Annotated in this window: 15 protein-coding genes; 4 read left to right on the top strand and 11 right to left on the bottom strand. The window is 58.1% G+C overall.

What is annotated here, in order from left to right:
• Nucleotides 1–39: 39 nt before the first annotated feature.
• From ispH to murJ, 6 genes are all read right to left on the bottom strand, one after another.
• Nucleotides 40–993, bottom strand: coding sequence for a 4-hydroxy-3-methylbut-2-enyl diphosphate reductase (ispH, locus tag ACGK9W_RS21230; protein ID WP_008170723.1), 954 nt, complete (start codon nt 991–993; stop codon nt 40–42).
• Nucleotides 994–1,011: 18 nt separating this feature from the next.
• Complete coding sequence (fkpB, locus tag ACGK9W_RS21225) at nt 1,012–1,464, bottom strand: FKBP-type peptidyl-prolyl cis-trans isomerase (RefSeq protein ID WP_008170725.1); 453 nt, start codon at nt 1,462–1,464, stop codon at nt 1,012–1,014.
• A gap of 5 nt (nt 1,465–1,469) precedes the next feature.
• Nucleotides 1,470–1,994 carry a signal peptidase II gene (gene lspA, locus ACGK9W_RS21220; protein WP_008170727.1) on the bottom strand — a complete coding sequence of 175 codons (525 nt, stop codon included), beginning with the start codon at nt 1,992–1,994 and terminating at the stop codon, nt 1,470–1,472.
• Entirely contained in the window at nt 1,994–4,813 is a 2,820-nt protein-coding gene (ileS, locus tag ACGK9W_RS21215) for an isoleucine--tRNA ligase (RefSeq protein ID WP_008170729.1), read from the bottom strand. Before ileS ends, lspA begins: the two co-directional genes overlap by 1 nt.
• 74 nt (nt 4,814–4,887) lie before the next feature.
• Entirely contained in the window at nt 4,888–5,859 is a 972-nt protein-coding gene (ribF, locus tag ACGK9W_RS21210; protein ID WP_008170730.1) for a bifunctional riboflavin kinase/FAD synthetase, read from the bottom strand.
• Nucleotides 5,860–5,940: 81 nt separating this feature from the next.
• Nucleotides 5,941–7,521, bottom strand: coding sequence for a murein biosynthesis integral membrane protein MurJ (murJ, locus tag ACGK9W_RS21205; RefSeq protein WP_081467504.1), 1,581 nt, complete (start codon nt 7,519–7,521; stop codon nt 5,941–5,943).
• Between the two features lie 261 nt (nt 7,522–7,782).
• Here murJ and rpsT point away from each other — a divergent pair, with 261 nt between their 5' ends.
• Nucleotides 7,783–8,052: a 30S ribosomal protein S20 gene (rpsT, locus tag ACGK9W_RS21200; RefSeq protein WP_008170735.1), complete on the top strand. Its 270-nt coding sequence runs from the start codon at nt 7,783–7,785 to the stop codon at nt 8,050–8,052.
• A gap of 61 nt (nt 8,053–8,113) precedes the next feature.
• Here the strand turns inward: rpsT and proB are convergent, their stop codons facing one another.
• The 4 genes from proB to rplU form a co-directional block, all read right to left on the bottom strand.
• Nucleotides 8,114–9,238, bottom strand: coding sequence for a glutamate 5-kinase (gene proB, locus ACGK9W_RS21195; protein WP_008170737.1), 1,125 nt, complete (start codon nt 9,236–9,238; stop codon nt 8,114–8,116).
• A 36-nt stretch (nt 9,239–9,274) separates the two neighbouring features.
• A complete protein-coding gene (gene cgtA / locus ACGK9W_RS21190) occupies nt 9,275–10,468 on the bottom strand; it encodes an Obg family GTPase CgtA (RefSeq protein ID WP_008170740.1) in 1,194 nt (397 codons plus the stop codon).
• A 144-nt stretch (nt 10,469–10,612) separates the two neighbouring features.
• The gene (rpmA, locus tag ACGK9W_RS21185) at nt 10,613–10,873 is read right to left on the bottom strand and encodes a 50S ribosomal protein L27 (RefSeq protein ID WP_008170742.1); all 261 of its coding nucleotides are present in this window, start codon (nt 10,871–10,873) and stop codon (nt 10,613–10,615) included.
• 36 nt (nt 10,874–10,909) lie between these two features.
• Nucleotides 10,910–11,221: a 50S ribosomal protein L21 gene (rplU, locus tag ACGK9W_RS21180; RefSeq protein ID WP_008170744.1), complete on the bottom strand. Its 312-nt coding sequence runs from the start codon at nt 11,219–11,221 to the stop codon at nt 10,910–10,912.
• 243 nt (nt 11,222–11,464) lie between these two features.
• On the opposite strand from rplU, the gene ispB reads away from it, so the two are divergent.
• Nucleotides 11,465–12,433 (top strand): octaprenyl diphosphate synthase, encoded by a 969-nt coding sequence (ispB, locus tag ACGK9W_RS21175; RefSeq protein ID WP_008170746.1) that lies wholly within the window; start codon nt 11,465–11,467, stop codon nt 12,431–12,433.
• Here ispB and ACGK9W_RS21170 read toward each other — a convergent pair.
• A complete protein-coding gene (locus tag ACGK9W_RS21170; protein WP_008170748.1) occupies nt 12,426–13,412 on the bottom strand; it encodes a glutathione S-transferase family protein in 987 nt (328 codons plus the stop codon). The genes ispB and ACGK9W_RS21170 overlap by 8 nt on opposite strands.
• Nucleotides 13,413–13,527: 115 nt before the next feature.
• Here ACGK9W_RS21170 and ACGK9W_RS21165 point away from each other — a divergent pair, with 115 nt between their 5' ends.
• Both ACGK9W_RS21165 and ACGK9W_RS21160 read left to right on the top strand, forming a co-directional pair.
• The gene (locus tag ACGK9W_RS21165) at nt 13,528–14,439 is read left to right on the top strand and encodes a LysR substrate-binding domain-containing protein (RefSeq protein WP_008170750.1); all 912 of its coding nucleotides are present in this window, start codon (nt 13,528–13,530) and stop codon (nt 14,437–14,439) included.
• 116 nt (nt 14,440–14,555) lie between these two features.
• On the top strand, nt 14,556–16,085 hold the full coding sequence (locus ACGK9W_RS21160; protein ID WP_008170752.1) for a wax ester/triacylglycerol synthase family O-acyltransferase: 1,530 nt from the start codon (nt 14,556–14,558) through the stop codon (nt 16,083–16,085).
• The last annotated feature ends 311 nt before the right edge of the window (nt 16,086–16,396 follow it).

Raw genomic sequence — 16,396 nt, 5'->3', positions numbered from 1 at the left:
TCATGCCATATGCGATGATGTAGACGCTTCACTAGTCGGCTAGCTAACCTCCACCACATCTATCCGAAGCTCTTTTGGCATAGAAAACACAATATTCTCCTCACGCCCGGCAATCTCCTCCGGAACGCTGCCGCCAAGCTCTCGCAGGCGAGTAATTACATCATTCACCAGAACCTCCGGAGCTGAGGCGCCAGCGGTCACGCCAACCGAGGTCTTCCCTTCCAGCCAGGCGGCGTCGATCTGGGAGGCCTCGTCGATAAGATAGGCTGGTGTGCCCATGCGCTCGGCCAGCTCGCGCAAGCGATTTGAGTTGGAGCTGTTCGGCGAGCCAACCACCAGCATCAGATCACAGTCGCCAGCCAGCTGCTTCACGGCGTCCTGGCGGTTCTGGGTGGCGTAACAGATGTCATCTTTTCGCGGGCCCTGGATTTCCGGGAACTTTGCTCGGAGGGCGTCGATGACCCGGGCGGTATCGTCCATGGACAGAGTGGTCTGGGTCACGTAGGAGAGCTTTGCGGGGTCTTTTACCTCGAGGTTGGCAGCATCCTCCTCGTTTTCCACGAGGTAGATTTCACCGCCATTGCTGTGGTCGTACTGTCCCATGGTGCCTTCCACTTCCGGGTGGCCGTGGTGGCCGATCAGCACGCATTCCCGACCATCGCGACTATAGCGCATGACTTCCAGGTGGACTTTGGTGACCAGCGGGCAGGTGGCATCGAAGACTTTCAGGCCGCGGCGGGCGGCTTCGTTCTGGACTGCCTGGGAAACACCGTGGGCGCTGAAGATAACCAGCTTGTCGTCTGGAACTTCATCCAGCTCGTCCACGAAAATGGCGCCGCGGTTGCGCAGGTTATCCACCACAAATTTATTGTGGACAACCTCATGCCTTACGTAGATAGGCGCTCCGAACACGTCCAGCGCCCGGTTTACAATTTCAATGGCGCGGTCCACGCCGGCACAAAAACCTCGGGGATTGGCGAGTCGGATCTGCATATCAACCTGCTATTCTGGTTAGTGGGCCGGGCCTGCCGGTTCCACGTCGATGATTTCTACTTCAAACGTCAGTGTACGCCCTGCCAGGGGGTGATTGAAATCCACCTCAACTTCGTCACCTTCTACACGGCTGACAACACCGGGCAACTCGCTCTGGCGCGCGTCGGCAAAGGAAATCATTACGCCGGGTTCCAGCACCATATCGGGGCTGAACTCATGGCGCTTGAACGTCTGTACGTTATTCGGGTTGTGCTGGCCAAAGGCTTTCTCGGGCGGCACCTGGAAGCTGCCTTTATCACCAGCTTTCATACCCATCAGGTAGGCCTCGAAATTCTCCGGCAGGTTGTCATCGCCGATTTCCAGGGACGCCGGCTCTTTCTCAAAGGTCGAATCAATCACTTCGCCATCCGGGAACTTCAGGGCGAAGTGCAGTTTTACCCGGGTACCCTTGTCGACAGGCAGTTCATTCATAAGAGTTACTCACTCCTTTTCGCATCCCCGTCCGAGTCGGCGGGTTTGCGGAACATATCAAGAATCATCATGGCGGCACCGATGGTGATCGCAGTGTCAGCCAGGTTAAAGGCGGGAAAGTGCCAGTCCTGCCAGTAGAAGTGCAGGAAATCGACCACGTAGCCGTGCACCACCCGATCGTAGACGTTGCCCAGGGCGCCGCCGAGTATGAGTACGATGGCAATGGCGGTCCAGGTTTCATGGCGCTGGAGGTTTTTTAGCCAGTAAATCAGCACCACGCTGACCACGAGCGCCAAAGTTACGAAGAACCAGCGCTGCCAGCCGGCCGCGCCAGCCAGAAAACTGAACGCTGCTCCAGTGTTGTGAAGCAGCGTCAGATTAAACATCGGCATCACCGGAACCGGATCACCGTAGGTCAGCATGGCGGTGGCCATGGCCTTGGTGCCAAGATCCAGAGCGATCACCAGCACCGCCAGCCACAGCCACTTCAGTTTGCTCCCGGTGACCTGCTCTGTCATGGTCGCGTCCATCAGGCGTAGGCGCGGGCTTCGCCGGGCCCTTCCACGTTGATCACACAGCGACCACAGAGGTCGTCGTACTTGGCATTGCGGCCGACGTCTTCCCGGTGGTGCCAGCAGCGCTCGCACTTGGTGTGAGCGGCGGGTGTCACCTTCACGCGGAGACCTTCATGGGAGGTCATTTCCGCATCGCCCGCTTCTGAAACCGGTTTGACACTGGCCTCGGAGGTAATCAGAACAAACCGCAGCTCCTCACCCAGGTGCTTCAGATCGGCAGCCAGGTCGCCTTCGCAGAACAGAGTCACCTCGGCACTGAGCGAGCCTTTGATTTCACCCCGTGCCCTGGCTTCCTCCAGGCACTTGTTGACGGCCTCTTTCACGCTGTACATCTCGCGCCAGTAATCGCGGCCAAGCTCAGCGTTTTCCGGCAGTGCTGTGAGACCTTCGTACCAGGTTTCATAAAACACGGTATCGCTGCGCTTACCCGGCAAATGCTGCCAGATTTCATCAGCGGTGAAGCTGAGAATCGGGGCAATCCAGCGAACGAGCGCTTCGGCCACATGGTACAGGGCCGTCTGGCAGGAACGCCGCGCCAGACTGTCGGCCTGGGTGGTGTACTGGCGATCCTTGATGATATCCAGATAGAAGCCGCCCAGAGTTGCTTCACAGAAGTTGTACACCTTCTGGTAAATCCGCAGGAAGGCGTAGTTGCCATAGTCTTCATGGAGCTCTTCCTGCAACTGCAGGGCACGATCCACCATCCAGCGGTCAAGGGCGATCATGTCTTCCGACGCCACCATGTGCTGCTCCGGATCGAATCCGGTCAGGTTGCTCAGCAGGAAGCGGGAGGTGTTCCGGATCCGGCGGTAACCATCGGCGGTCTGGCGCAGGATGTCCTTGGACACGGTCATTTCGCCGCTGTAGTCGGTTGCGGCCACCCACAGGCGCAGGATGTCGGCGCCCAGCTCGTTCATGACTTCCTGGGGCGCGATCACGTTGCCCAGGGATTTGGACATCTTGTGGCCCTTGCCATCGACGGTAAAGCCGTGGGTCAGAACCTGCCTGTAAGGCGCCACGCCATTCATGGCGATGGAGGTTTTCAAGGACGACTGGAACCAGCCACGGTGCTGGTCTGAGCCTTCGAGGTACATATCCGCCGGGAACTGGCCCAGCTCCTCGCGAACCCGCAGGACAGACTCGTGGGTGACACCGGAATCGAACCAGACATCCAGGGTATCCGTTACCTTCTCGTATTGCTCGGCATCACTACCCAGCAGGGACGACGCATCCAGCTCGTACCAGGCATCGATACCGCCCTCTTCGATCTGCTGGGCCACCTGCTCAATCAGGTTCTGGGTGTCCGGGTGCAGCTCCTGGGTTTCCTTGTGGATAAACAGGGTGATGGGCACGCCCCAGGTCCGCTGACGGGAGATGCACCAGTCCGGCGACTGGTTGAACATGGCTTCGATACGGTTCTTACCCCAGGACGGCACCCAACGTACACCCTGGATCGCTTCAAGGGCATCAGCGCGCAGGTTTTCCTTATCCATGCTGATAAACCACTGGGGTGTGGCCCGGTAGATCAGCGGGGTCTTGGTACGCCAGCAGTGGGGATAGCTGTGACGGAACTTCTCGGAGCGGACCAGCTTGCCCTCGCGCTCGAGGGCGCTGCAAACCGGCTCATCGGCCTTGTAAACGTGTACACCGGCCAGCTCACCGGCGGCCGAAGTGTAGGTGCCATCCGCCTGAACCAGGTTGATAGTGCCGATGTTGTAGGCCTTGCCCACCTCAAAGTCTTCCATACCGTGGTCAGGCGCGGTATGAACCGCGCCGGTACCGGCATCGGTGGACACGTGATCACCCAGGATCACCGGCACCTGCTTGTCGTAGATCGGGTGCTGGAGAATCAGATTCTCAAGAGCCGCGCCAGCACAGGTTGCCAGCACTTCGTAGCTCTCAACCTGCCAGCGGGCCATGATGCCATCGACCATGTCGGCAGCCAGGATCATCCGCTCCGGGCCGTGCCCGACATCGGTCTGTACCAATGCATAGTCCAGATCGGCATTAAGGGAAACGGCCTGGTTAGCCGGAATGGTCCAGGGCGTGGTGGTCCAGATAACCACGGACACATCGCCATTGCCATTATCGGTGCCGAACAGTGACAGGGCTTTTGCCTGGTCAACCGCGGTAAAGCGCACATCGATCTGGGTCGAGGTCTTGTCCTGGTATTCAACCTCGGCCTCTGCCAGTGCGGACTGACCCACCACACTCCAGTAAACCGGCTTGTAACCACGCACGAGGTGGCCCTTGGCGACAATCTTGCCCAGGGCACGAACAATACCCGCCTCAACTTTGGGATCCATGGTCAGGTAGGGTTTGTCCCACTCCCCCATCACGCCCAGGCGAATGAAATCGGTTTTCTGACCGGCAATCTGCTTGGTGGCGTAGTCGCGACAGGCCTGGCGGAAGGTCTTGTAATCCACCTTCACACCGGCCTTGCCAATCTCCTGCTCCACCTTGTGCTCGATCGGCAGACCATGACAGTCCCAGCCCGGCACGTAAGGCGCGTCATAGCCCATGAAGCTGCGGGACTTGACGATCATGTCCTTGAGAATCTTGTTGACCGCGTGACCAATGTGAATGCTGCCGTTGGCGTAAGGAGGGCCATCATGAAGGATGAACTTTTCCCGCCCTTCACGCTGCTTGCGCAGGTTGCCGTAGACGTCGAGATCCTGCCAGCGCTTGAGCATTTCCGGCTCGCGCTTGGCCAGGTTGCCGCGCATGGGGAAGGCGGTTTCCGGCAGATTCAGGGTGTGCTTGTAGTCGCTCATGGTTTGTGTGCGTACTCTTTTGGTCTTGGTCAGTTTGGGTCGGTCATTTATTCGTTGGGGCGCAGCCGGGCGTTTCAATCCGCGCTTTTCACAGAGCCGTTTTCGGCAATCCACGCTCGAGCCTGGTCAAAATCCCGGGCAATCTGATCTTTCAGCTCATCCACAGAACCGAATTTTTCCTCGTCCCGCAGGCCATGCCGGAACACAACCTCCAGGTGCTGACCATAAAGTGTGCCAGCAAAGTCAAACAGGTGCACTTCCAGTGAGGGCCGCTTGCCGTCAACGGTCGGACGCACACCAATATTGGCAACGCCATCGAATCGGGCGCCATCGTCAAGGGTGGCGGCAACCACATAGACACCGCGCAGGGCGGGTGTCCGATGTAACAAAATATTCGCGGTTGGCGCACCAATCTGGCGCCCCAGTTGGCGGCCATACACGACCCTCCCCCGGATTCGATAGGGGTGGCCCAGCAGCGATTCGGCTTTCTCGAGCCCATTCACCGTGAGTAAATCCCTGACACGTGTACTGCTTACTCGCTCGCCGTCGACGGTTACTGTCAGGGTATTCTCGACGGAAAATCCGGCGTCGTATCCAACTTTCTCGAGAAGCGCGAAATCGCCCGCCCGATCACAGCCAAAACGGAAATCATCGCCGACCACAAGGTGACGAACCGCCAATCCATGGATCAGAACATCGTCTATAAAGCCCATGGCCGAATAACTACGGAACGCCTGGTTGAAGCGCAGGCACAGCACAATATCAATGCCTTCCGCCAGCAGGGCCTCGAACTTCTGACGAAATCCCATCAGCCTCGGCGGCGCTTCCCTGCCCTGAAAAAACTCCCGGGGTTGGGGCTCGAAAATCATCACCACCGAGGGCACGCCCAGGGCCTTGGCCTTACTTTTGACCTGATCAATAATGGTCTTGTGCCCAAGGTGCACACCGTCGAAGTTACCGATGGTGGCGACACACCCGTTGGCGAGCGGTGAATCCTCCCGACGGGAAAGCATTTTCAGGTTGGTCAGGCCCCGGATCAGACGCATGCAATGCGAACCTTCAATTGCCAGCTAGCTTTCAGCGCTCACTTTTACCGCAACGCTGGTGAGAAAACGCGCGATTATACCTTACCTGTGGCGGAAATGTCTTACCCGAACCCCGGCCAGCGCCAGTGCAACGAAGTACACGGCGACACCCGCCCCTACCAGCATCGCCATGTCCGCTGCACGCTGATAGCCTTCGTTTGCCAGCCACACCGACACCGGGGCGTTGAGCCAGACAATGACGGCCGCCAGGGCACCGTTGGCAAATAGCAGCTGTAGCAGAAACCGGGGCCAGCCGGGCTGGCTCTGCCAGGCCCCTTCCTTACGCAGTCCGCGCCAAAGAAGGTAGCCATTCAACCAGGCCGATATTGAGGTAGCCAGCGCGAGACCGGCGTGGGCCAGCGGGAAAATGAGAATCAGGTTGAACACCATGTTTGCCACCATGGCAATGATGCCGATCTTGACCGGGGTTTTGGTGTCTTCTCTTGCGAAAAACCCCGGCGCCAGAACCTTGATGAGCATGAACGCCAGCAACCCGGCGGAATAGGCCCGCAAGCTCTGGGCCGACATGGCCACATCCCGGTCGGTAACGGCGCCATAGTGGAACAGGGTGGCAATCAGCGGCTCGGCCAACAGCGCAAGCGCCAGGGCAGCCGGTAGACCAATCAACAGGACCGCCCGAACCGCCCAATCCAAAGTGGCCGCGAACTGGTCCGCTGACGCCGCTGCGTGTTTACGGGAAAGGCTCGGCAGAATAACCGTCGCAATGGCTATCCCGAACACGCCGAGGGGCAATTCCGAGAGTCGATCGGAGTAATACAACCAGGAAACGCTGCCGGTCTGGAGAAAGGACGCCAGAACCGTATCCAACAGCAGATTGATCTGGCTGACGGATACCCCGAACAGCGCAGGCGCCATCAGCTTGAGAATCCGGCTGACACCTTCGTGGCGATAATCCACACGAGGCCGTGGCAGCAGGCCCAATCGCATCAGAAACGGCAACTGGAAAAACAACTGCAGGGCCCCGGCAATGAAAACACCCCAGGCCAGAGCCATCACCGGCTCATCCATCAGCGGCGTCAACCAGATGGCTGCCGCAATCATCGCCAGATTGAGAAGAACCGGGGTAAACGCGGGTACCGCAAAGCGATCGTAACTGTTGAGGATGCCGCCGGCGAAGGCTGTCAGGGATATCAGCAACAGGTACGGAAAGGTGATGCGCAACATGTCGCTGGTCAGCGCAAATTTCACCTCATCATCCAGGAAACCAGGGGCAAAGACCGCCGTCAGCACCGGCGCCCCGAGAATGGCCACCAGCGTGACGCCCAACAGCACCAAGCCGAGGGAGCCGGCCACCGCATTGACCAGCCGCTGAACGTCCGAGAGCGACTGATTCTCCCGATAGGATGACAGGACAGGCACAAAAGCCTGGGAGAAGGCGCCTTCCGCAAATAGCCGACGCAGGAAATTCGGAATCTTGAAAGCCACAAAAAAAGCATCGGCACCGGCACCGGCACCGAAATAGCGAGCGATGACCATATCCCGAACCAGACCCAGCACCCGGGACAGCATGGTCATAATACCGACGAGCCCCGACGATCTGAGTAGTCCTGGCGGCTTGGGTAATTGCTTCTGTTCAGGCGTTGATTCAGGTTCCGACGACATGCAGGCCCTTGCTTGGCATTCTGAATATCCTTTTGGCGCTCGTATTTCGGGAATTACCTGCTTCCCGGTCAAGCCCGCGTTCAGTGAGCCGCGAGTTTACCACAGGCCTTCTGTGTCGGGGCATGAAATGGGTTTTAGCCTTGACATTTGAAGGTTTGAGCGGCATAGTTCCGCGTCATTTATTTCGACGCGCTGGTTTTGGCGCGCCCGCGATGTAACGAATCATTCAGCAACGAATTTGAGATTTTCAGGAGTTTTACGGTGGCAAATTCCCCGCAAGCCAAGAAGCGCGCACGTCAGAACGAGAAGAACCGCAAGCACAATGCAAGCCTGCGCTCCATGGCTCGTACTTATGTGAAAAAGATCCAATCCAAGATCGAAGCCGGCAACTACGAAGAAGCCCAGGCCGCTTTCCAGCAGGCTCAGCCGATTCTGGACAGCATGGTCAACAAAGGCATCTTCGCGAAGAACAAGGTTGCTCGTAGCAAGAGCCGCCTGAGCGCCAAGATCAAGGCCCTGAAGAGCGCCTAATCAGCTCGATTCAGGCAAAAAAACCGGCCATCTGGCCGGTTTTTTTATGGACGAGCGATTATCACACAATCACCAGATTGTCCCGGTGGATCATCTCCTCGCCTGACATATAGCCAAGGATCTCGGTAATCCGGTCACTGGAACGGCCGGCAATAGCCCTGGCTTCGTCGGCGTCGTAATTAACCAGCCCCCGGGCGACTTCACGACCACTCTGGTCGAAGCAGGACACCATCTCGCCACGGCGAAACTGCCCCGACACACCTTTAACACCCACCGGCAGAAGACTGCGGCCACCCAGGCACAGCACTTTCACCGCACCATCATCCAGAGTCAGCCTGCCACGGGTCTGCAGGTGGCTGGCGAGCCATTGCTTTCGGGCAGCAATCCGGCCCTGCTCCGGCAATAACAGAGTACCGATTACATCACCCTGCCGCAGGCGACCAATCACGCCCTCAATGCGACCACCAACAATGACGGTGAAAGCCCCGGACCGGGCAGCAAGCCGCGCAGCACGCAACTTTGTCTGCATGCCGCCGCGCCCGAGAACACCGGCGCCGCCACCCGCCATGGCATCCAGTTCGCGATCGCCGGCCCTGCGCTCGGTCACCAGACAGGCATCCGAATGCTTCCTGGGATCCTTGTCAAAGAGGCCCAGCTGGTCAGTGAGGATAATCAGGCCATCCGCCTCAATCAGATTGGCAACCAGGGCGCCCAGGGTGTCGTTATCGCCAAACCGGATCTCGTCGGTAACCACAGTGTCGTTTTCGTTCACAATGGGCACGACACCCAGGTTCAGCAGGGCCCTGAGGGTTCCCCGGCCATTCAGATAGCGCTTGCGGTCGGAGAGGTCGTCATGAGTCAACAGAATCTGGGCGGTATGGATATCGTGCCGTTTGAACTGGGCCTCCCAGGTCTGCACCAGACCCATCTGACCAACCGCCGCAGCAGCCTGCAACTCATGGAGCTGCTCTGGCCGGACAGTCCAGCCAAGACGACTCATTCCCTCGGCGACGGAACCAGAGGAAACGACAACCACCTCCACGCCATCTTCAATAAGCTCGGCGATCTGATCCACCCACAAACCCAGGGCCGCCACATCCAGGCCACGGCCATCGTTGGTCAGCAAAGCGCTTCCGATCTTGATAACCAGGCGACGGGCCTGGCGCAACTGTAGGCGTTCAGTCATGGTGCTTGAGCGATCTCTCTGGTATCAGTCCTTGGTTTACTCCGGGGCGTAGACCACTTCGACATCGTAATCATCATCGTCAAAGTCGTCGTCATCGTCCTCTTCGCGGGCCGCGCGGCGTGCCTGACGCTCGGCTTCAATACGGGCGCGAGCTTCGTCGTCCATCTGCCGGCGACGTTGGGCCTCCCGCTCCGCGAATTCCGGATTCTGGGCCTCTTCCTCAGCCTGCTCTTCGATCCAGCGCATGACGGCCTGAGCCAGGGACTTGGTGCCCTCGCCACTGAGCGCAGAGATCCAGAAAACCGGCCCTTCCCATCCGAGCTCATCGACAATGGCCTGACAATGAGCATCGCGATCTTCTTCGGCCACCATGTCGACCTTGTTCAGTACGAGCCATCTCGGACGGTTGGCCAGAGTTTCGCTGAACTTCTCAAGCTCATGCTCGATCGCTCTAACCGCATCGGCGGGCGACGAGCCATCGTACGGTGCCACATCCACAAGGTGCAGCAGTAGACGGGTGCGCACGAGATGCTTCAGGAAGCGGATACCCAGGCCGGCACCTTCGGCGGCACCTTCAATCAGACCCGGGATATCGGCAATCACGAAACTCTGGTGCGCCTGTACACTGACAACACCAAGATTGGGTACCAGCGTGGTAAACGGATAGTCCGCAACCTTCGGGCGAGCCGCCGACACCGAACGGATAAAGGTAGACTTGCCAGCATTGGGCATGCCCAGCAAACCCACGTCCGCCAGCACCTTCAACTCCAGCCTCAGGTTACGCAACTCGCCCTCGGAACCCTTGGTAGTCTGGCGCGGGGCGCGATTCACCGAGGATTTGAAACGGGTGTTGCCAAGACCATGAAACCCGCCCTGGGCCACCTTGAGGCGCTGGCCGGCGTGGGTCAGATCTCCCAGGACCTCATGGGTATCCATATCGACCACCGTGGTGCCGACCGGAACCGGCAGAACCAGGTCCTCGCCTTTGTTGCCGGTACAGTTGCGGCCGGAGCCCGGCTCGCCATTCTGGGCCTTGTGTTTGCGCTGGAACCGGTAGTCGATCAGCGTGTTCAGCGACTCCTCGGCTTCCAGATATACGGAACCACCATCGCCCCCGTCGCCGCCATCGGGGCCACCCTTGGGAACGTATTTTTCTCGCCGGAAGCTCAGGCAGCCGTGACCGCCCTTGCCGGCTTCCACAATGATGGTGGCTTCGTCTACGAATTTCATGAATCAACCCTTTGCGCCATGCGCATAAACTAAAAAGCCCCGCAGCCTCTAGGAAGCTTTGCGGGGCTCCGGATGGTTCTGAGCACCTGATAATATCAGGATATCAGCGCCACCCAGGGTTCGACAGAACCGGATCGCCGCTGCTTACGCAGCCGGAACGATGCTCACGAACTTACGGCTCTGCGGGCCTTTGGTTTCGAACTTCACCTGGCCGTCTGCTTTCGCAAACAGGGTGTGGTCCTTGCCAATGCCAACATTGCTACCAGCGTGGAAACGAGTGCCACGCTGACGGATGATGATGCTGCCTGCAGATACAGTCTCGCCGCCAAAGCGCTTCACACCAAGTCGTTTAGACTCGGAATCGCGACCGTTACGGGTACTACCTGCTGCCTTTTTATGAGCCATTACCAGCCTCCTTATTTAAGGGGTAATTCGAGAGCCTCAGCCCTTGATACCCGTGATCTTGACTTCAGTAAACCACTGACGGTGGCCCTGACGCTTCATGTGATGCTTACGACGACGGAACTTGATGATCTGAACCTTGTCATGACGGCCGTGGCTAACCACTTCTGCGGTCACTTTGGCACCATCAACTACCGGCGCGCCTACCTGAACCTTGTCGCCGTCGGCGATCAGCAGAACGCGATCAAACTCAACGTTACCGCCGGTTTCAACTTCCAGCTTTTCCAGCTTCAGGGTTTCGCCTTCTTTTACACGGTGCTGCTTGCCACCGCTAACAATAACTGCGTACATTCACTCGTTCTCCACGATTGACCCATCCCTGCTCTTATCCACCTGGTTCTAAGGGAGGCGCTCTGGCGACCCTATAGCAGGGAGCGCAGGTTGGGATGAGTTGGGCGCGTGATTGTACGAAAAGACGCACCGCAACACAAGCCAAGTTGACACTACCTTCGGCAATACCTAGCATTGCCGCGACCTGCCTTTAATATCAACAATCGTAACGACGATAACACCAGCAAGGGATCCACAAGCCGCATGACAGCCCAGCGCATTTACGACACCGTGGCCGACGACTTCAGCCGCGTTAATGATCTGATCATCCAGCGGCTTTCCTCAGATGTTCCCCTGGTGGAGAAAATCGCCCAGTACATCATTGAAAGCGGCGGTAAGCGCTTGAGACCGCTACTGGTTCTGCTTTCCAGCCAGGCCGCCGGCTACGAGGAAAACGACCACCTCAAGCTCGCAGCCGTGATCGAATTCCTGCACACCGCCACCCTGCTGCACGATGATGTAGTAGACACCTCGGACATGCGCCGCGGCCGAAGCACCGCCAACGCCCGCTGGGGCAACGCGCCAAGCGTTCTGGTAGGTGATTTCCTCTACGCCCGTGCTTTCGAGATGATGGTGGAGCTGAAAAGCCTGCGAATCATGGACGTTTTGTCCCACGCCACGGCGGTAATCGCCGAGGGCGAGGTTATGCAACTGATGAACGTGAAAAACCCGGACCTCACCGAAGAGCAGTACATGAAGGTCATCCACAACAAGACTGCCATGCTGTTCGAAGCCGCCTCCCACACCGGCGCACTGCTTGCCAACGCCAATGCAGAGCAGGAGCTGGGCCTGAAAGACTACGGCAAGCATCTGGGCCTGGCTTTCCAGCTGGTGGACGATGTCCTGGATTACCGCGGCGACGCCGAAGCCATGGGCAAAAACGTGGGCGACGATCTGGCTGAAGGCAAGACCACCCTGCCGCTGATCCACGCCATGAACCATGGCACCGGGGAAGAACGGCAGTTGATCCGTCAGGCCATCCGCAAGGGCGGCCTGGACGATCTGCCCCGCATCCTCGATATTGTTGAGCGCTCAGGCGCAATCGAATACACCATGGCAAAAGCGCGGGAGCAGGCGGAACTGGCCCAGACCTGCCTTCACCCCCTTCCAGACTCAGGCCATAAAGAAGCCATGGAACTGCTGACCGAGGTCGCAGTCGCGAGAGTTAGCTAAGCGACTCACGCCCGTGGGGTGAGTCAAAGTCCAGCTCCGGACCAACCGGTACTATCTGAGTCGGGTTGATGGTTCTCTGGCTTACGTAGTAGTGGCGTTTGATCTGATTAATATCCACGGTCTCCGCCACGCCTGGCACCTGGTAGAGGTCCCGAACGTAGGCAGAAAGCGCCGGGAAATCGCTGATCCGCTGGCGGTTGCACTTGAAGTGGCTGTAATACACTGCATCAAACCGGATCAACGTGGTGAACAACCGCCAGTCAGCCTCGGTCAGCCGGCCACCGACCAGATACCGTTGAGAAGACAACCGCTCCTCAAGCCAGTCGAGAGAATCAAACAACGCATTGTAGGCTTCCTCGTACTTATCCTGCGCAGTGGCAAAGCCCGCCTTGTAAACGCCATTATTAACCGTGTCGTAAACCCGGGCGTTCACAGAATCAATCTCTTCTTGCAGCTCCCCGGGATAGAAATCCAGATCGGTACGAACACCCTCAAGGCCATCAAATGCCGAATTGAACATCCGGATAATTTCGGCCGACTCGTTGCTCGCAATCGTTTCTTTCTTTTTATCCCACAAGGTCGGCACTGTTACCCGGCCAGAATATTCCGGTGCAGCCTTGGTGTAGACCTGATGCATGAAGCGGAATCCATGGAGATGGTCCCGGTGCTGCTCGCTGTCGGGCCGGAATTCCCAGCCGTTTTCAACCATGTCAGGGTGCACCACTGACACTGAAATGTGCTTCTCCAGACCTTTGAGCTTCCGGAAAATCAACGTCCGATGCGCCCAGGGGCAGGCCATTGAGACATACAGGTGATAGCGCCCGGATTCCGCCTTGAAACCGCCTTCGCCATCCGGCCCCGGCGAGCCATCGGCGGTCACCCAGTTCCGGAAACGCGCCGCTTCCCGTTCAAATTTGCCACCAGTCTTGTCGGTGTCATACCACTTGTCGTGCCATTTGCCATCAATCAGCAGGCCCATAAAGCCCTCCCGTTAAAATTCCTGAACATGATGAAATCAATACAGGCAGAATACCGGGGACCCTGCTACGCTCTCAAACAAGCATTTCTGGCCAACAACCTCAGATAATTCGAACATGCATACAGCCATCACCATTGACGCCCTCAAAGTCCTTGATGCCATTGACCGCAAAGGCAGTTTCGCCGGTGCCGCCAACGAACTGTTCCGGGTTCCCTCCGCCATCAGTTACACCGTGCAGAAGCTGGAAGAAGACCTGAATGTCGCCATTTACGACCGAACCGGTCACCGCGCCCGACTGACACCGGCCGGCCGCTACCTTTTGGAAGAGGGCCGCACACTGCTCGAGGCGGCAGAAAACCTCGCGCACACCACGCGCCAGGTCGCCCAGGGCTGGGAAACGCGGTTACGGATCGGGTTCAACTCACTGCTGCCGGCGGAATGCCTGTTTCCGGCAATCCGGGAATTCTATGAGCTGGGCGTACCGGTAGATGTACAAATCGTGGAAGAGGTCTTTGCCGGAACCTGGGATGCTCTGCAAAGCCGCCGCGTGGATCTGATCATCGGCGCCGATAATTTCAGCAAGCCAGCGGGAAACTACACAACCCAATCCCTGGGCGACATGCCGTTCGTTTTTGCCGTTGCCGCCGATCATCCCCTGGCCGATGCCGAAGCGCCGCTCTCCGAGGACGAAATCTCCCGTTATCCGGCAGCCGTCGCTGCAGACACATCAAGGTCCTTGCCCCCGGGCCACGCCGGCATATTCCACCGCCAGCGAACCTTGACGGTGGCCAACATTGACCAGAAGATCGCCATACAGGTAGCCGGCCTCGGCGTGGGATGGTTGCCAAGGGCACGAATCAGCGCAGAACTGAAGGAAGGCAAGCTGGTCATCAAGGAAGTGCAGGAATCGCGACAACCAATCAAACTGCAACTGGCCAGGCATGCCGAGGACCAGGGCAAGGCCCTGATGTGGTTTTGGGACCGACTCAGCGCGGAGGGAGCCGTTTCAGACTGGCTAACAAGCTGAAAATAAAGCAAATGGTATGACTCCAACTCGAAGTCATACCAGGCAAATGAGTCAACCGTTTGCGCGGGCACTTCGTTTATACTGCAGCTGAAACCAACGCCGAAGGGAGCTCTCTGATGCGGCAACTGTCGGAACTGGATGCCTCGTTCCTGTATCTCGAGTCGGAAACCACACCGATGCACATCGGAGGCATCTACCTCTTCGATGCTTCCGAACGGGAGAAACCGCTGGCCTTCAGCACCTTTGTCGCCTACCTTCGAAGCCGCCTGCATGTTGTGCCGGTTTTCCGGCAACGCCTGAAAGAAATTCCCCTGCGCCTGGGCCGCCCCTACTGGATTGATGACCCCGATTTCAGCATCGAGCGCCACCTTGCCTACGTTAATCTGGGCGAACACGGCCGCAAGGCAAGCCTGATGACGCTGGCCTCACGGATTCTGGAAGAACCTCTGAAAAGGGACCGCCCGCTGTGGCACATCACCTTCGTAGACGGTTTCAAACTGGACGAGCAGGACACCGGCAGTGATGGCTTCGCTTTGATCGTCAAATTGCACCACGCTGCCATCGACGCCTTCAGTGGCGAGGAGATTATTGGCAAACTACTGGAGTATACGCCCGAGCCCAGCCCGATTGCGCCACCTCGACCCTGGCAGCCCAGACCAGAACCCTCGGAAGAACGGGTCATGCTCCAGGCCGGTGCGAACATCATTCGCACGCCACTGCAGTTCACCTCTCTGGCGTTCAACGCAGCCGAGGCTACAGCCCGGGGACTGATCCAGAAGCAATTACGCAAACTGCCACTCCCGCTGCCCCTGTTTTCCGCCCCAAACAGCCCTTTCAATCGGCAGATTACGGCAAATCGGCAGATTGTCGCCCCCAGCGTGGAGCTTTCGCGCCTGAAGGCGATCAAGGCGTTTCTCGGGGACGTAACGTTGAACGATGTGGTTTTGGGCCTTTGTGCCGAGGCCCTGAAGCGCTATCTGATCAGCGAGGGCGCCAATGCCGACAAATCCCTGGTGGCAATGACACCGATTTCGGTTCGTTCCAACAGCCTACGACGAGCCACCGGGAACCAGATGTCTGCCATGCTGCTGGATCTCGCGACCGATGAAACCGATCCTGCCCAGCGGATACGGCGCATACACTGGAACGCGGTTGCCTCGGAGCCCTACCGGGAGGCTATTGCTGCAGATCGGCTGACGGAACTGCTGCCTTCAACCATGCTGGCGCTTTCCGCAAGACTTTACTCGGAATTGCAAATTGCCCAGCGTTACCAGCCGGTATTCAATCTGCCAATCACCAATGTTCCCGGACCACAGGTTCCACTGTATCTGCAGGGGGCACGCCTGGTTCAGCAATACAATACGGCGCCGCTGTTCGACAGTATGGGACTGGTTATTGTAGCGGTGAGCTATGAGGGAAGGCTGACACTGAATTTCACCACCTGCCCCGATGTGGTGGCCCACGGAGAGTCATTGCAGTCTCACGTGGATGAAAGCCTCAACGCCATTGAAGCAGCCATGGAACGGCTCGGAACAGAGGCAACCAAAGAACCCATCGCAGCCTCCCCAACACAGACCCTCGCAGATGATGCCATGACCGCGATGGAGGGGCTTCTCAAGAAAGCCCTGAAACGTTTCCGGGCCTGAACCGGACCCGGAAACGGTCAAGCAAGACTCGCTTATTCGAACGCCCAACGAAGAAACGCTTTCTTTTCCTCGTCACTCGCTGTTTCCCAAATGGTTTTCAACTGTTCAAGCGCGTTTTCAGCACTTGCCGGAGAACTCCGGCATTTCCTGCTCGGCCTCCTGACGCGACTCGGGCCGATCAAATTCGAACCCATAGGTCTCCCCGGCTTCCGCCGCTTTGGTAGCATTCTGACGAGTGCAAGACAACGGCGGGCTTCGCTGACCCACTCCGGCTTTTTCAACGCAGATCCCGATTGAGACCCAACCCGTAA

This window comes from Marinobacter flavimaris, from assembly GCF_045057155.1.
In the GTDB taxonomy this organism is placed as follows: Bacteria; Pseudomonadota; Gammaproteobacteria; order Pseudomonadales; family Oleiphilaceae; genus Marinobacter; species Marinobacter manganoxydans.
This window is presented reverse-complemented; position numbering and strand designations above follow the sequence as displayed.

Excerpts from the sequence above, each read along its gene's own strand:
- ispH (WP_008170723.1), bottom strand. The coding sequence starts at position 993 with ATGCAGATCCGACTCGCCAATCCCCGAGGTTTTTGTGCCGGCGTGGAC.
- ileS (WP_008170729.1), bottom strand. The coding sequence starts at position 4,813 with ATGAGCGACTACAAGCACACCCTGAATCTGCCGGAAACCGCCTTCCCC.
- proB (WP_008170737.1), bottom strand. The coding sequence starts at position 9,238 with ATGACTGAACGCCTACAGTTGCGCCAGGCCCGTCGCCTGGTTATCAAG.
- ribF (WP_008170730.1), bottom strand. The coding sequence starts at position 5,859 with ATGCGTCTGATCCGGGGCCTGACCAACCTGAAAATGCTTTCCCGTCGG.
- cgtA (WP_008170740.1), bottom strand. The coding sequence starts at position 10,468 with ATGAAATTCGTAGACGAAGCCACCATCATTGTGGAAGCCGGCAAGGGC.
- rpmA (WP_008170742.1), bottom strand. The coding sequence starts at position 10,873 with ATGGCTCATAAAAAGGCAGCAGGTAGTACCCGTAACGGTCGCGATTCC.
- ispB (WP_008170746.1), top strand. The coding sequence starts at position 11,465 with ATGACAGCCCAGCGCATTTACGACACCGTGGCCGACGACTTCAGCCGC.
- ACGK9W_RS21165 (WP_008170750.1), top strand. The coding sequence starts at position 13,528 with ATGCATACAGCCATCACCATTGACGCCCTCAAAGTCCTTGATGCCATT.
- ACGK9W_RS21170 (WP_008170748.1), bottom strand. The coding sequence starts at position 13,412 with ATGGGCCTGCTGATTGATGGCAAATGGCACGACAAGTGGTATGACACC.
- rplU (WP_008170744.1), bottom strand. The coding sequence starts at position 11,221 with ATGTACGCAGTTATTGTTAGCGGTGGCAAGCAGCACCGTGTAAAAGAA.
- lspA (WP_008170727.1), bottom strand. The coding sequence starts at position 1,994 with ATGGACGCGACCATGACAGAGCAGGTCACCGGGAGCAAACTGAAGTGG.
- fkpB (WP_008170725.1), bottom strand. The coding sequence starts at position 1,464 with ATGAATGAACTGCCTGTCGACAAGGGTACCCGGGTAAAACTGCACTTC.
- ACGK9W_RS21160 (WP_008170752.1), top strand. The coding sequence starts at position 14,556 with ATGCGGCAACTGTCGGAACTGGATGCCTCGTTCCTGTATCTCGAGTCG.
- murJ (WP_081467504.1), bottom strand. The coding sequence starts at position 7,521 with ATGTCGTCGGAACCTGAATCAACGCCTGAACAGAAGCAATTACCCAAG.